This is a genomic window from Marinomonas maritima (assembly GCF_024435075.2).
Lineage (GTDB): Bacteria > Pseudomonadota > Gammaproteobacteria > Pseudomonadales > Marinomonadaceae > Marinomonas > Marinomonas maritima.
Genome location: NZ_JAMZEG020000003.1, coordinates 18026 through 32043 on the forward strand (window position 1 = coordinate 18026; position 14018 = coordinate 32043).

Below are 14018 nucleotides of genomic sequence, written 5' to 3' on the forward strand. Positions count from 1 at the left end.
CCTGGAACGAGCTTTCCATGGATTGCCCTATGGTTAGTAACCGGCGCCACCGTCTTTCACTGTGTATTTTGGATTCACTCAATCTTGTAGTATTGGCCACTCAATTGCCTTGGTAATATTGTCAGCTTGTGCTTATTAATGCCGATTACTAAAAGAGAACACTTGTCTTATCAAAAGCGTTTAAGATCTGGTGAGATTATTAAGTTCAAGGATCGTAAAAGATCCACTAAGAGGTTCAAAATAGCCAAATAGAAAAACCCCCATTAACGAAATCGTCAATGGGGGTTTTATTGTCAGAGGGATTCAGCTCAATGCTCAAATAAACAGGTTAGAAGAAACCTAGAGGATTGACATCATAGCTAATTAGCATGTTCTTCGTTTGCTGATAATGCTCTAGCGCCATTTTATGTGTTTCACGACCCACACCGGATTTTTTATAACCACCAAAAGCGGAATGAGCAGGATACTGGTGATAGCAATTCATCCATACACGGCCTGCCTCTAGGTTGCGCCCCATACGATAAGCAAGATTTGTGTCTCGCGTCCACACTCCCGCTCCTAGGCCAAACTCACTGTCGTTTGCAATGGCAAGCGCCTCTGCTTCATCTTTAAAAGTTGTGACACTAACAACAGGACCAAAAATTTCTTCTTGAAAAATACGCATGTCGTTAGAGCCTTTAAACAATGTTGGCTGGACATAGAACCCTTGATTCAAACCATCAATCGACTCAACACCACCACCTATCAGTAACTCTGCGCCTTCTTTTTTACCAATATCAATGTAACTCAGTATTTTATCGAATTGCTCTTTCGACGCCTGAGCCCCGACTTGTACGTCAGTATCCAATGGGTTTCCGCGCTTAATGGTTTTAGTGCGCTCGATCACCAACGCCATAAACTCGTCATAAATAGACTCATGAACCAATGCACGAGATGGGCAAGTACAAACTTCTCCTTGGTTAAAGAAAGCCAGCACTAAACCTTCAACACATTTACTGATAAAAGCGTCTTCTTGCTTCATCACATCGGCAAAATAGATATTAGGAGACTTACCACCTAACTCAACAGAAGAAGGAATGATATTTTCAGCCGCGCATTTCAAAATATGTGAGCCGACAGGAGTCGATCCAGTAAAGGCAATTTTAGCAATACGTTTGCTGCTTGCGAGCGCTTGCCCCGCCTCTTTCCCATAGCCATTTACAATATTTAACACGCCAGGTGGTAGCAAGTCTTGAATGACTTTAACCAATTCAAGAATAGACGCCGGTGTTTGTTCTGCTGGTTTTAGCACCACGCAGTTACCCGCCGCTAGTGCAGGCGCCAATTTCCACGCCGCCATCAAGATTGGAAAATTCCAAGGAATAATTTGACCGACAACACCCAATGGTTCGTGAAAATGATAAGCCACTGTATGTTCATCTAATTCAGCTGTGCTGCCTTCTTGCGCTCTCAAGCACCCTGCAAAGTAACGAAAATGATCGGCCGCCAAAGGAATGTCTGCGTTTAATGTTTCTCGAATCGCTTTGCCGTTGTCCCATGTTTCTGCGACAGCAAGGGCTTCTAGATGTTGTTCGATTCGGTCGGCTATTTTTAACAAAATGTTAGAGCGATTAGTAACCGACGTTTTACCCCACCCCACACGAGCAGCATGCGCTGCATCAAGCGCAAGATTGATATCTTCCTCTGTAGAACGAGGAATTCGGCAAAACACTTCGCCATTGACGGGACTAATATTATCAAAATACTGACCTTTTACCGGAGCCACCCACTCGCCTCCGATAAAATTACCGTACTCAGCTTCAAATGTAATCAGGCTGCCATTACTACCAGGTTGGGCATAGATCATAAAATCGTCTCCATTATTGTTGTTTTTATTTCAGGCTTTATTTTTAACCTTGGTAGTAAGAGTAGAAACAAAGCGAAAATAAAACTTGCCTGTCAGTCCATGAAACTTGTCTAGCGATCCATTTCTATTGATGTATTTGTATTGACCCATAACCAGTCAAGAGTGATGATAAGCACACGAAAATTAACCACGCCATACGATTAAAATAAAAGAGGTGTGTAAATGAACCGTTCTGCATCTACAGAAAAAACATTACTCGAGCAAAAACGCTCACCCACACAACTGGTCGAAAACCGTGTCTGCTTTGCGGGCCCGCATTCAGAATTAAGTATTTACGATACTTATGAACAGGCAAAAAAAGTCAGCCTAAAAGCAGATTCTCTTCTTTACTGTGGCATGGTGACCGGCGCAAAAGTAATGCACACTAAAGACCATGACAATATCGCATTTTTACCCCATGAGTCCTTTATTCTAGCCCCACAAGAAGAGGTGTTCATCGACTTTCCAGAAGCTCAGCGAAATAGCCCTACGACCTGTCTAACCATTGCAATCTCAAAAGAAAGAGTGGCTCAAATCTGTGACCGGATGAATGACATCATGGTCAAAGCCTTACCTTCTAGCGTTACCTTAGACCCAAACCAGCACCTACATACAATGCACACGCAAGCCACGCAACAATTGCTTGATCGACTAACCAGTGAGTTTGTACAGAATGATCCTGACCGAGACTTACTGGTCGATTTTGGTGTCAGTGAATTGGTCACGCGAATACTCAGACATCATGGTAGAGACGCACTATTGCGGTTTAGCCAAAATACGCCAGACGCCAATGGTTTGACCTGCGTTATTCATTGGATAGAACAACACCTTGCCTTGCCACTGGATATAAACTTTCTGGCAAAGAATGCGTGCATGAGTCGTAGCCGTTTCTATGAAAGCTTCAAACGACAACTTGGCTGCACACCAGTAGAATATCAACACCAACGAAGAATGAGCCGAGCCTATCAGCGTTTACAAGAAAAGTGTTCAGTAACAGAAGTGAGCTATGAACTAGGCTATCTTAGCTTGAGTCACTTCAGTCGACGCTTCCACCAACACTTTGGTATTTCACCGCGTCAAGTGACTCAGAAAAAACTCAATTCATAATCGAAGAAACGCTAAAAAACATGTTTTAATTTAGACTTACAATAGACAAAAACGCCTAACATAAAGAGAAGGGCAAACATCAAACCAAGAAAGGGAACCAACTGCCCTAACTGGTACAAAGAAGCAAGAATTACCGGTCCCAATGCAGCGCCAAGTCCTTGCATAGAGGCATTCATACTGGCCAAACGACTTTGCTGATCATCTTTTACCAACAAGGTTTGTGCCGTCACAATACCAGGAAACAAGAAACCAAAACCGGCTCCAAATAACCCCATCGCAAACAAAATGCCAACATAAGAATCTAACAAAATAAAGGCAAGTTGAGCAAGCACTCCCATGACAACACCAGAGAAAATCAAGGTAACCACACCCAATTGAAATCTAGGTACTAGAATCATTTGTACCAAAATACTAAAACAAGACATCGTCATCATGGCAAATCCAAGCTGATGCGTTGTTTGTGCCACATCAAGCTGAAATCTGTCCTGAATTAAAAAACCCATAATCTGCTGAATACCCGTCACAGATAAAATAGCCAAGGTAGACATTCCCAAAAATGGCATCACAGGTTCTTTAAACCAATTGATCGCAGGCGGTCTTTCGAACTGACGAACATGTTTTTTATCTTTTACAAACAGAACAACAAATAAAGCCGCACAGCCAGCCAAAAAAGCAATAATGTAAAAAGGCGCAGTGAGGCCTAAACTACTCAATAAAGACGCAAAAGCAGGCCCTAAAATCATACCTATACTAAAAGAAGCACCAATCATCGCTATGGTTGAACTACGATGTTTAATATCAGTATGCGCAATCAAAAAGGTCTGAATAGAAGGCAAAACACCAGCTATTCCAAGTGAAAAGACAATACGTAATGCAAACACCCAATAATAAGTCTGCTCGGCTGATAGGTTTTTAGCCAAGGCTTCTTGTAAAACAAACCCTGTCAGCGCAATAGTCAACGCATAACAGCTCATACCAATAATCACAGAACGTACGCGACCAATACGGTTAATAATACCGCCCCAAAGAAAAGCGGCGACCACAAATGTTGCTGCACCTGCCGTAATTAGTGTGCTGATTCGCACATCGGCTAAGCCAATTTCTCGGCCGATTGGAGGTAAAGAGGTAAAAATAAAAGATTGACCAATCCCAACGGCGACCAAGCAAAACAGCAGCAGCCATCGAGACAAGCGTTCATTAAAAAACGAATAGGTGTCAGAGTTAATCAATGTATAATCCTTGATAATAAACGAGCAGTTTAGTCTGCCTACATAGCAGATTTTCTCAGGCGAACCTGCAATAAGGTTTACCGATAAACAAGGGGGCTATTTATCATCCTGATAAAATAAGACATTAAATTAGCACAATCTTTTCACGCTTTCTGAGACATTTCATTCAAACTAAGCAATACAAAGCCTACCAAGACAACATCCACAATTCTTAGGCTTTTGACTTATTCCTTATCGACGTCATAACCATACAAACCACTCAGAATATATTACCGCTTTGTATCTATGAATCCTTAAGTGGGCTGGCGTATTATGGGCAACAACCTGTCACTTTAAACAATAAAGTCTACTTGACCTCAACAGAAAGTTTGATTTTCAAAGTACCATAGGAAACCATGCAACCTCTTTTTCAACACCCAAATTTTGTCCATTATTGGATTGGACAAATTGCATCGTCTTTTGCCTTTCAAATGCTCAGTGTTGGTATTGGTTGGCAAATGTATGATTTAACCAACAGTCCAATGGCACTTGGGCTCGTGGGACTTTGCCAGTTTCTACCCCAGCTATTATTAACCTTAGTGGTAGGGCACGTCGCCGATCGCTATAACCGCCGTCTTATTTGTGTTTGCACCCGATTAGCGATGGCAATGACCGTTGGCATTCTTGCCTACGGCAACATAAGCGCAACCATTTCAGCCAGTATGATTTACACCTGTGCCGCCTTATTAGGTACCGCTAGAGCATTTGAAATGCCAGCCAATCAAGCCATTTTACCTAATCTTATTCCCAGTGAATTATTGTCTCGTGCCATTAGCGCCATCGCGTCGGCACGAGAGATATCTGTCATAGCAGGTCCCGCTCTAGGCGGTTTAATTTATCTGTTAGGCCCATCAACACTGTATTTATCAAGCTTGAGTTGTTTCTTAATCTCTTGCGCCATCATGTTCTTTTTGAGATATAACTTTAGCGTAAAAAGTAAGTCACCCATCGATATAGGACATCTACTTGGTGGATTAACTTTTATACGCGGGAATAAGGTCATACTGGGGTCTGTGTCATTGGATATGTTCGCCGTTTTATTAGGCGGCGCAACGGCGCTCTTACCTATTGTCGCAAAAGACATTCTACACACTGACCCTTGGGGATTAGGGTTATTACGCTGTGCGCCAGCTCTGGGAGCGTTATTGATGTCTATTTATTTAGCCCGTCACCCTTTAACGCACAGTGTTGGAAAAATAATGTTTGCGGCAGTGGCTATTTTTGGTGTTGCTACCATTTTATTTGGTTTATCAGACAGCTTAATTCTTTCTATGTTTGCCCTTATTTTATTAGGCTCTTCAGACATGATCAGCGTGGTGATTCGTTCGACGCTTGTTCAATTAGAAACACCCGATGAAATGCGCGGTCGGGTCAGTGCGGCTAACTCTGTCTTCATTGGCAGTTCAAATCAGTTAGGGGAGTTTGAATCGGGCGTAACAGCAGCTTGGTTTGGTGTCATTCCGGCCATTGTGCTTGGTGGTGTTGGAACCATCGCGGTTGTCGGAATATGGATGTATTTATTTCCAGATTTACTAAAAAGAGAAGCCTTAGGCAAGGAAAACGATTAATCCGCAGATCCAAAAAATCTAATCTTCTCGTTTTAAAATACGTTGAAAAAGACCAAACAGCAAAAGTGCATAAAGCAAAAAAGTCATGCTCAACGCGGTTAAACCATAATGCCCACCAATCAAACCACTGAAAAATGGCAAGGTCATGGCTCCAATGACGGCGGCGCTCATTTGAAAACCAATAGCATGAGCTGAATATCTTTTACCGACACGGATGGCGGTTTGAGAAATCATACAAGGGAAAATAGGTGCTGCACTAAAACCCATTATAATCAGACCTAGATAGCTGGTATAGGGTGAGATATTGATAGCGAATGACAAAGCGCCTAATACCACGCCCGCCAAACAAAGACGTAAGAGTTGATCGACCGGAAAGCGCTCTACTAAGAAACCAAATACGGCCCGACCAAACGCTAAGGCCCCCCAATAAATCGCCACCCATGTACCAGCACTGGCTAATGAAATACCACGAGACTCTGTCATCACCGTAAATGCCCATTGTCCAACGCCGACTTCCACCCCAGAGTACAAGAAAAAAAATACGATTTGGAAACGAATAATTGGATGTTTAAGTGCCTGACGTTGGGAAACCACCACTACCTCATCAAGACCTTCCTCTGATTTTTTTGGGGCATGCTTATCACTTTCCCATAGGTGTCGGCTGAACAAAAACACCATCGCCATAACAAACAGTATCACCGCGAGAGTCGCATAGCCTAAACGCCAATTTTGAGAAAAACTAACCAGCACAGTGGTAACAATAATAGGGCCGGCGGTAGCACCAACACCAAAAGCGGCATGTAACCAATTCATGTGCTTGGCAGAAAAATGTTCTGCGGCGTACGCGTTCAATCCAGCATCAATCGCACCAGATCCCATACCAATGACAATTGCAAATAGGACAAAAATAATAAAGGTAGAGCTGAAGTAAAAGCCAAATAAACCAAAGCTGACCAATAGGCTACTCACTACCAACAGCCAGCCAACACCAAAGCGAGACAGCAGATAGCCAACAGAAAAACTCGACACTAAATAACCAACGCCGCCACCAGCAATGACTAAACCTAACCACCCTATTGGAACAGAAAATTCCGTACGCACAAACGGCCAATTAATCCCATGAGCCGCATCGGGTAAGCCCAGACTAATGAAACCTAGATACGCAATAAACAACAACACACCTGATGTGCGCATTCACAAACCCTTATCCATATTTTTTTTGCTATTTGAGCGTATTTAACCGATGAATAAAATCTTTAAATCCACTTAATTTTTCTTCATTTGAACAGTCTACGTTTTTCTTTTTCAATCGGTTTCCATTTCCAACTAGGTGCGTCGCCCTTCACATAATAAACAACGAGCAGAATAAGCGTGCTGATAGAGACCAGTAAAATCCATTTTAAAAGCTCAATTTTTGGATCAACCGAAAAACTGATAAAACCAACGGTAAATAAATAAAGCATTTGTACAAACCAACCTTGCCACGCCGTTGGTTTCCCCCATCCCCACCCATTTTTTTTTGCTGGAAACCACACTGTTTTTTTATCTGTCATAGTAAAAGCCTCAAAGCCAAATAATTCTATACGCTGCGTCACTTTGCCTGATTTCATGGCATAAAAAAAGAGCCTTGAACATAGGGCTCTTTTTATCAAACTAAACAAACGTACTTTTATCTAAAAATCTACCTTGCAAGGAATTCACCACGCGTTTTATCGCTGCGTTTAAACAAACCACCCAGTGCGGTTGTTTGAGTAGAAGAACTTGCATCCATAACACCTCGGGCTTTTACACAATAATGCACAGCACTGATACTGACCGCCACATTGTCGGTTTCTAGCAACGCTTGCAATGTCACTAAAATCTGCTGAGTCAGGCGTTCTTGTACTTGCGGACGCTGGGCAAAAAATCGCACGATACGATTGATTTTCGACAAGCCGATAATCTTTGTTTTTGGCAGGTAAGCAACTTTTGCTAGTCCATCGATTGTCACAAAATGATGTTCACATGTACTGGTAAAGCTAATGTCGCTCACTTTTACCATTTCATCCACTTTCATCTTGTTTTCAATCACAGTGATTTTTGGAAACTGAGCGTAGTCTAGGCCTGAGAAGATCTCCTTAACGTACATTTTAGCAATACGATGTGGCGTTTCTGCCAAGCTATCATCGGTCAAATCGAGCCCCAATGTCGTCACAATTTCTTCAAATGAGCTTTTAATACGCTGATACTTTTCTTCGCTTGTCAGACCATTATCAATCATAGGGGTTTCTAAACCACTTTTGATTAAGGTATCACGTACTTTAATAGCCTCATCAGACAACACAAGGCGATTTAAATTGGTTTGTAGAGCTATGTTAGCGTTCATATCTTTGTCCTAAGTTGCTTAACCCTGTCTCATGACATGGAGGCGTTAAAAGAGAAGTCTTATTTGGCGAGTTAAACCAAATGCCGGCCTCCATCAAGTGACAAGGTTCGACCTGTCATATAGCGGCTGTCTAGTATGTACTGCACCGCTAGCACCCCTTCTTGCTCTCCTGGCTCTTTTTGCAGCAGAGACTTACTCAATGCCTTATGACGGTATTCCTCGTCATCACTGTCGTTAAACATTAACAGTGACGGCGCGATCGCATTGACTTTTATTTGAGGAGCGAAACGCTTGGCAAATGAACACGTTAAGTTTGCCAAACCTGCTTTACTAGAAGCATAGGCGATGTGTTTATCACTGCCTTTTTCCACCACATAATCCGTCATGTGAATGATGTCTGCTTGCCCATCGAGCTTAGATCCTGCACATAATAATCTTTCGAAGGCGAGATTTATACGATAGGGTGCAAATACATGCACTTGCCACATTTTTTCCATTAAAAACGCCGTGTCCAAGGCACTTTCTTCGGACTCCCATTCAGATGCATTATGAATTATGCCACCCAATGCCGAATATTGATGCTGTATTTTTTCAATAAAGGCATCGACACCGGCACTGCTTGAAAAATCGGCTTGAACGCACGTGATACCCTGCGCTTCTAGCTCTGCGATGTCTTTTCGTTCACGACGATAAGTAATAATCACGCAATACCCTTGCGTGACCAATGACTTTGCACAGGCAAGACCAAGACGCTGAGCTCCGCCAGTGATAATAATTGGCATTTTACGCATCATTAGTATCCGTTCCTACTGAGTTATCTTCATTAAGCAGATGAAAAAACAACCTAACAAAGGCCTATATTTTATTTCTGCTAAATTTAGTTACGTATGTTTGTAAAAAAAAGATCAATCTATGTCATCTAATGTCTTTTTTCACACGTATCCATTGAACCACTTTTCATTAATAAGTTCTAAACAATGCGCTACTCATACAAATCAACCCGACAAAGAAGGAATTGTGATGACCTTACCGACAGCTAAATCGACCCCAAGCATGCCATCCAGCAAGAATATCCCTCAAGAAGCTTTTGATTGGTACGACGAGTACGCTCATGGCGACATTGATCGCCGAACTTTTTTGTCTCGGCTTGGCACACTCAGCGTTACGGGACTCACTCTTTCTGTAGTCGCTGGCGCATTAACGCCAGACTATGCGCTTGCAGAACAAGTCTCCTTTAATGACCCTGAAATTACAGCTAGCTATGTAGAGTTTGATTCACCAAACGGCCATGGTAAAGGACGTGGTTATTTGGTCGTACCAAAAGGCGTCGACATAAATAATAAAGCACCAGCCGTGCTTGTCGCCCACGAAAACCGTGGCCTTAACCCTTATATTGAAGATGTGGCTCGACGTCTTGCCAAAGCGGGATTTATCGCTTTTGCGCCGGATGCGCTTTTCCCGTTAGGCGGTTATCCTGGAAACGATGACGAAGGCCGCGCCATGCAGAAAACACTAGACGGTAATAAAATCGAAGGGGACTTCATGGACGCCGCAACCTTGCTAAAAAATCATTCATTTAGCACAGGAAAAGTTGGCATGGTGGGGTTTTGCTTTGGTGGTTATTTAACCAATTCATTGGTGGCGAATATGCCGGACACCATTCAAGCCGGTGCGCCTTATTACGGCACACCAGCAAAATCCAACATAGACAAAATAAAAGCACCATTACAGCTGCACTTTGCTGAGTTGGATAAACGTGTGAATGATTCTTGGCCAGATTACGAAAAAGAGCTCAAAGCAAACCAAGTCGATTACACCGCTTATGTTTACCCTACCGCAAACCATGGTTTTCATAATGATTCGACCGCACGTTACCAAGAAAAAAATGCGGAGCTGGCCTGGGAGCGTACGATTCAATTCTTTAATAAGACATTAAACGCCTAATAAAACATGAAGCGAGATGTTATGAACAAGCGCTACGGCCAGAATATTAAGCCGTAACGCTTTTTTCGTTGTTCTCAGAAGTGTCTTTATTGTATTTAAAGTCGATTCCGCGCACATTCGGAGTTTGCTGCCACAACGACTCACACAAATCCTCCACACTCGTATCATTATTCGACTGTAGCCAAGCCACCACAACTCGGGCAACATTTGGATAAGAAATTTGAACCACACGGCTCGTTTCCAACCAATCTTGAATAATCTTCGAATTCAAAACGTCACTCGTTTTGGCAATCCCCAACAAATCCAACGCAATGGCATTGGAATGCTGCTCTATTTGCCCTTTTAACGGTTTCGCTAAAATGCGTCGACCCAGTTGTAATGCCTCTGAATTCAACTCAAACCCGGCATTACACAACACAGATTCGCATTCGCTTAAATTTTTTTGAAACAACTCTCGTCCAAATGGAAATACTTCAACATTGCCATAAATACCGGGTTCAATGTCTTTACAGTGAAAGCGAAAATGATAGTTAGGAACGCCATCAAGCCAATCTAGTACCGCCTCACTGTTCTCAAAAGGTAGATAGACCAATACTTGATCAGGATCAGTGATATTTTTCATTTCTTGAGCATGAATAAGAGGAGGTAGAATAGGATAACCAAAGTGATGCCAATGAGCGCCTAGTTGCGTATCCGCCGGTGCAAAATTCGACATAATCCATTGTGCAATAAAATTCTTTTTATAACGCGGAATATCATATTTAAACGCATATTGATGACCAAAACCAATACAAGGCACACCCTGACGTTTAGCAGCCCATGCAACAATAGGCTCAAAATCAGTGATGACTAAATCATAACCTCTCGTATCCAGTGCCCGAATGTCTCGATACAGCATAAAAAAATGCGCATTCTTGCAGGTTGCATACAGATCTAACTGTCCATTTCGGGCCACAAAACTTAAGCCTTGAAACGTTCGATAGTCGCCAAATACCGCCATATCAAAATAGTCTTCCGGTGGACGACCGGAGAACACAAAGTCCACCCTAAAGCCTGCTGCATACATTTCTGCCGCCATGGCTCTTGCTCGGGTAATATGACCATTACCGGTACCTTGAACGCCATAAAGAATTTTCATACTAAAACGCCTATTGCCACTGCAGCGCAAGCGCTGCCTAATAAAGCACCAATCACCGTATCCGTAGGAAAATGCACACCTAGAAAGATACGCGATAAAGCGACATTAGCAGCCCAGAAATACAACATCACATTCAAGCTTGGAAACCACTCACTCAAACAGAACGCAATAAAAAATGCGCCTGATGTATGGCCTGAAGGAAAAGAGAATTGATCAGATGGAATAATAAAACTACTGAAGTCATCTAACGCATCGGCAGGACGATGACGCTTAAAACCTCGCTTTAAAATAAAATATACGGCGCGCTCAATCAAAAAACCAAAGGCTAATACACAAACTAATGTCTCAAATCCTGCCAGCCAAACCAGTGCAGCAACCAAAGCATACATAGGGCCATCCGCTGAAAACGATATAGCGCGCCCTATCTGGGTTAACTTAGCTCTATGTTTGCGTGCCATACACCAATAAAAAGTCTGTACATCAAATGCATGAATGTTTTGGAGTATATTCATTTTGTCACCTCACTGATTTTGTCTTACTTTCAACATAGACCAGTAAAATGTCAGTTCCGTGGCACTTAGATGACAACTTAATGACACCCTTACACGGTAAAACGCAGACAAAAAAATACCTCGTAATGACGAGGCATTTTTTAAATTTTAACCAAATTAATTACTTCATATCATTCATTTTATGAAACAACGCAATCATCGCTTCAGGCTTAACTTTTTTATTGCTGCTGTTCAAAGCATACACAACGGTCTCGCCTTTTGGCCCAGATCCGATATCCGTATAACGCAGAGGCACTTCACCAACAATCCGCGCGCTATTCATTTCTTGTAAGGACCCAAAAACATAAATTCGGCCATCTATTCGCATTTCACCATAAAAAGGTGTCGCCGCGTCTAATGCACCATCGTACATATCAACTGAGGCAATGCCCGACATTTTCTTTTTATCCGCATTCGTTAAACCAAATACAATCGTTTCACCCTTTGGGCCTGCACCAATACGAACTTTGCGATATGAAGTTTCGCCAACTTGTAGAAATTCTTCATAGACAGCACGATCATCAAAAATATAAATCCGTCCATCATGATGAACCTCGTACAAGTCTTCGTTATTCAAAGACGCAGCTTCAGCCATCGGCTTTGCCTCATCTTTTTTAACCATTTCACCACCACAGGCGGTTAGTAATGTAAGCGCGACTAAACTTGTTACAACAGGTAAAAATGTCAATTTCATGGTGTAGCTCCTAAGTTAGATTGATACCCACCTTAAAAGCAAAAAATGACGAAATAATGACAATTTAATGACACTATAAATTCTATGGACACGATAAAGCCTTCGAACTACAGCCAGTTAGTCAGCATAATCCCGATACCAAGTGATTGTGTTTGATGGTTGTAGTCCAATAGAGATTGTCCATAACCATTAAAATATTGGATGTAACCACGTGTTTTTCCCCATAGGGGAAAATTAAAACCAACCTGAAGTGCGCCCCTATTATCAGACGACTTAAGGTTATTTCGCAGCATGATATCAATGCTGTAGTCATCAATAACATGTATCACATTCAACTCTCCATAACCGAAATACTTTTCGATATTAGGATTGTCATCTACTTTTGAACTTTCAGAAATTCGATACCAAGGCTTAAAAGAGAATGCGGTATCACCTGCCTCAAACAAAAAATCTACATAGAATCGATTCCAAGAGCGTGATAAATCCCCAGACTGGCCATTAGATTGGTGATTAAAGCCGTATGAAACGTATTCCGGTTTAATGCCCAAAAAGCCATGTTTCGGCTTCGTAACGATAAAGACTTCAGGTTCATGATTGGTATCACGAAAAGGCGCAGAAATATTGCTGTTATATGCCTGCCAATAGGCTTGCTGAGTATAGGCAAACCATAAACTGCTATTTCGCCCAACTACGTCATAAGCAACGGGGAACTTCACACTCAGTTGAAATTTAAATTCAACGCTTTGCAAACTTTCCGAGTCACTGTCTTCACCTAAAAAAGCACGATCATTTGGATTGGAGGTATACGCAAACGGTAAAAAATAATTCGGCTTATGAGGTGTCATAACAAACGGATTATTTACCGTGGCCGTTTCTCTGTCTTCCCTCTGTTGAAATAACCCATTGGCCTCTTTAGCACGTTTTGCAATCGATTCTGGCACTTCTGGCTCTTCAGGTGAGTAAGGCTCATCCTTTTCCTCCACCGCAACGAGCACGTTATCAGCCTCCGCCTTTGACCTATCGTCTACTTCAGAAGATTCAACTTGAGCCCAAAGCAAACTTGGAAGAAACAACATTGAGCACATGATAACTTTCATTATGTAAAACCTTTTTTGACGAGAGTATTTGCCATGACTATTCAGAATGAACCACTTTTTTAGCGTAGGTATCACGATCCATATCACACACTTCAACTGAAAAACTAACATCTTTTAATGAAAATTTTGTTAACGACTCTAAAACTAAATGAGAAAGCCGATTTTTTTGCTCAGAAGTGCGCCCAGACAACATTCTCAATGTCACATGTATAAAAGCATCTTCTTGCCCACCCGTTATGAAGCTTTTATAGGGAAAACTACGAAGTTTAATGTCTTCCGCCGAAAAAATAGCGGATGCAATACAAGCTCCTTTTATCGCTTCCAGTATGTCAACTGGTGGTACTTCTTGTTCTAAATTTTGACTGTATTCAAGAATACAATGAGGCATAGCAGGCTCCATT

The 14018-nt window shown here is 42.1% G+C and carries 14 protein-coding genes; 3 read left to right on the top strand and 11 right to left on the bottom strand.

Annotation, left to right across the window (positions count from 1 at the left end; translation table 11 throughout):
* Positions 1–328: 328 nt before the first annotated feature.
* A complete protein-coding gene (gene exaC / locus M3I01_RS12150; protein WP_255896157.1) occupies positions 329–1846 on the bottom strand; it encodes an acetaldehyde dehydrogenase ExaC in 1518 nt (505 codons plus the stop codon).
* Positions 1847–2068: 222 nt separating this feature from the next.
* Here exaC and M3I01_RS12155 point away from each other — a divergent pair, with 222 nt between their 5' ends.
* On the top strand, positions 2069–2992 hold the full coding sequence (locus M3I01_RS12155; RefSeq protein WP_255896158.1) for a helix-turn-helix domain-containing protein: 924 nt from the start codon (positions 2069–2071) through the stop codon (positions 2990–2992).
* Positions 2993–3003: 11 nt separating this feature from the next.
* Here M3I01_RS12155 and M3I01_RS12160 read toward each other — a convergent pair whose 3' ends face one another.
* The gene (locus tag M3I01_RS12160) at positions 3004–4221 is read right to left on the bottom strand and encodes an MFS transporter (protein ID WP_255896159.1); all 1218 of its coding nucleotides are present in this window, start codon (positions 4219–4221) and stop codon (positions 3004–3006) included.
* 395 nt (positions 4222–4616) lie between these two features.
* Here M3I01_RS12160 and M3I01_RS12165 point away from each other — a divergent pair, with 395 nt between their 5' ends.
* Positions 4617–5828, top strand: coding sequence for an MFS transporter (locus M3I01_RS12165; protein ID WP_255896160.1), 1212 nt, complete (start codon positions 4617–4619; stop codon positions 5826–5828).
* Between the two features lie 18 nt (positions 5829–5846).
* Here the strand turns inward: M3I01_RS12165 and M3I01_RS12170 are convergent, their stop codons facing one another.
* The 4 genes from M3I01_RS12170 to folM all read right to left on the bottom strand — a co-directional run bounded on the left by M3I01_RS12170 (position 5847) and on the right by folM (position 8987).
* On the bottom strand, positions 5847–7022 hold the full coding sequence (locus M3I01_RS12170) for an MFS transporter (RefSeq protein WP_255896161.1): 1176 nt from the start codon (positions 7020–7022) through the stop codon (positions 5847–5849).
* A gap of 83 nt (positions 7023–7105) precedes the next feature.
* On the bottom strand, positions 7106–7381 hold the full coding sequence (locus M3I01_RS12175) for a hypothetical protein (protein ID WP_112141725.1): 276 nt from the start codon (positions 7379–7381) through the stop codon (positions 7106–7108).
* A 128-nt stretch (positions 7382–7509) separates the two neighbouring features.
* Positions 7510–8193 (bottom strand): GTP cyclohydrolase I FolE, encoded by a 684-nt coding sequence (folE, locus tag M3I01_RS12180; protein WP_255896162.1) that lies wholly within the window; start codon positions 8191–8193, stop codon positions 7510–7512.
* Between the two features lie 71 nt (positions 8194–8264).
* Entirely contained in the window at positions 8265–8987 is a 723-nt protein-coding gene (folM, locus tag M3I01_RS12185; protein WP_255896163.1) for a dihydromonapterin reductase, read from the bottom strand.
* Positions 8988–9213: 226 nt separating this feature from the next.
* On the opposite strand from folM, the gene M3I01_RS12190 reads away from it, so the two are divergent.
* Complete coding sequence (locus M3I01_RS12190) at positions 9214–10137, top strand: dienelactone hydrolase family protein (protein ID WP_255896164.1); 924 nt, start codon at positions 9214–9216, stop codon at positions 10135–10137.
* A gap of 46 nt (positions 10138–10183) precedes the next feature.
* Here the strand turns inward: M3I01_RS12190 and M3I01_RS12195 are convergent, their stop codons facing one another.
* The 5 genes from M3I01_RS12195 to M3I01_RS12215 all read right to left on the bottom strand — a co-directional run bounded on the left by M3I01_RS12195 (position 10184) and on the right by M3I01_RS12215 (position 14005).
* Positions 10184–11275: an MJ1255/VC2487 family glycosyltransferase gene (locus M3I01_RS12195; RefSeq protein ID WP_255896165.1), complete on the bottom strand. Its 1092-nt coding sequence runs from the start codon at positions 11273–11275 to the stop codon at positions 10184–10186.
* A complete protein-coding gene (locus M3I01_RS12200; protein ID WP_255896166.1) occupies positions 11272–11787 on the bottom strand; it encodes a phosphatase PAP2 family protein in 516 nt (171 codons plus the stop codon). Before M3I01_RS12200 ends, M3I01_RS12195 begins: the two co-directional genes overlap by 4 nt.
* 160 nt (positions 11788–11947) lie before the next feature.
* Entirely contained in the window at positions 11948–12520 is a 573-nt protein-coding gene (locus tag M3I01_RS12205) for a hypothetical protein (protein ID WP_255896167.1), read from the bottom strand.
* A gap of 107 nt (positions 12521–12627) precedes the next feature.
* Positions 12628–13617, bottom strand: a complete 990-nt coding sequence (locus M3I01_RS12210; protein ID WP_255896168.1) for a phospholipase A — start codon at positions 13615–13617, stop codon at positions 12628–12630.
* A 37-nt stretch (positions 13618–13654) separates the two neighbouring features.
* Complete coding sequence (locus M3I01_RS12215; RefSeq protein WP_255896169.1) at positions 13655–14005, bottom strand: 5-carboxymethyl-2-hydroxymuconate Delta-isomerase; 351 nt, start codon at positions 14003–14005, stop codon at positions 13655–13657.
* Positions 14006–14018 lie beyond the last annotated feature (13 nt).

Coding starts and splice junctions, on each gene's coding strand:
- M3I01_RS12215 (WP_255896169.1), bottom strand. CDS start 14,005: ATGCCTCATTGTATTCTTGAATACAGTCAAAATTTAGAACAAGAAGTA.
- M3I01_RS12205 (WP_255896167.1), bottom strand. CDS start 12,520: ATGAAATTGACATTTTTACCTGTTGTAACAAGTTTAGTCGCGCTTACA.
- M3I01_RS12175 (WP_112141725.1), bottom strand. CDS start 7,381: ATGACAGATAAAAAAACAGTGTGGTTTCCAGCAAAAAAAAATGGGTGG.
- exaC (WP_255896157.1), bottom strand. CDS start 1,846: ATGATCTATGCCCAACCTGGTAGTAATGGCAGCCTGATTACATTTGAA.
- folM (WP_255896163.1), bottom strand. CDS start 8,987: ATGATGCGTAAAATGCCAATTATTATCACTGGCGGAGCTCAGCGTCTT.
- M3I01_RS12190 (WP_255896164.1), top strand. CDS start 9,214: ATGACCTTACCGACAGCTAAATCGACCCCAAGCATGCCATCCAGCAAG.
- M3I01_RS12165 (WP_255896160.1), top strand. CDS start 4,617: ATGCAACCTCTTTTTCAACACCCAAATTTTGTCCATTATTGGATTGGA.
- M3I01_RS12170 (WP_255896161.1), bottom strand. CDS start 7,022: ATGCGCACATCAGGTGTGTTGTTGTTTATTGCGTATCTAGGTTTCATT.
- M3I01_RS12195 (WP_255896165.1), bottom strand. CDS start 11,275: ATGAAAATTCTTTATGGCGTTCAAGGTACCGGTAATGGTCATATTACC.
- folE (WP_255896162.1), bottom strand. CDS start 8,193: ATGAACGCTAACATAGCTCTACAAACCAATTTAAATCGCCTTGTGTTG.
- M3I01_RS12200 (WP_255896166.1), bottom strand. CDS start 11,787: ATGAATATACTCCAAAACATTCATGCATTTGATGTACAGACTTTTTAT.
- M3I01_RS12210 (WP_255896168.1), bottom strand. CDS start 13,617: ATGAAAGTTATCATGTGCTCAATGTTGTTTCTTCCAAGTTTGCTTTGG.
- M3I01_RS12155 (WP_255896158.1), top strand. CDS start 2,069: ATGAACCGTTCTGCATCTACAGAAAAAACATTACTCGAGCAAAAACGC.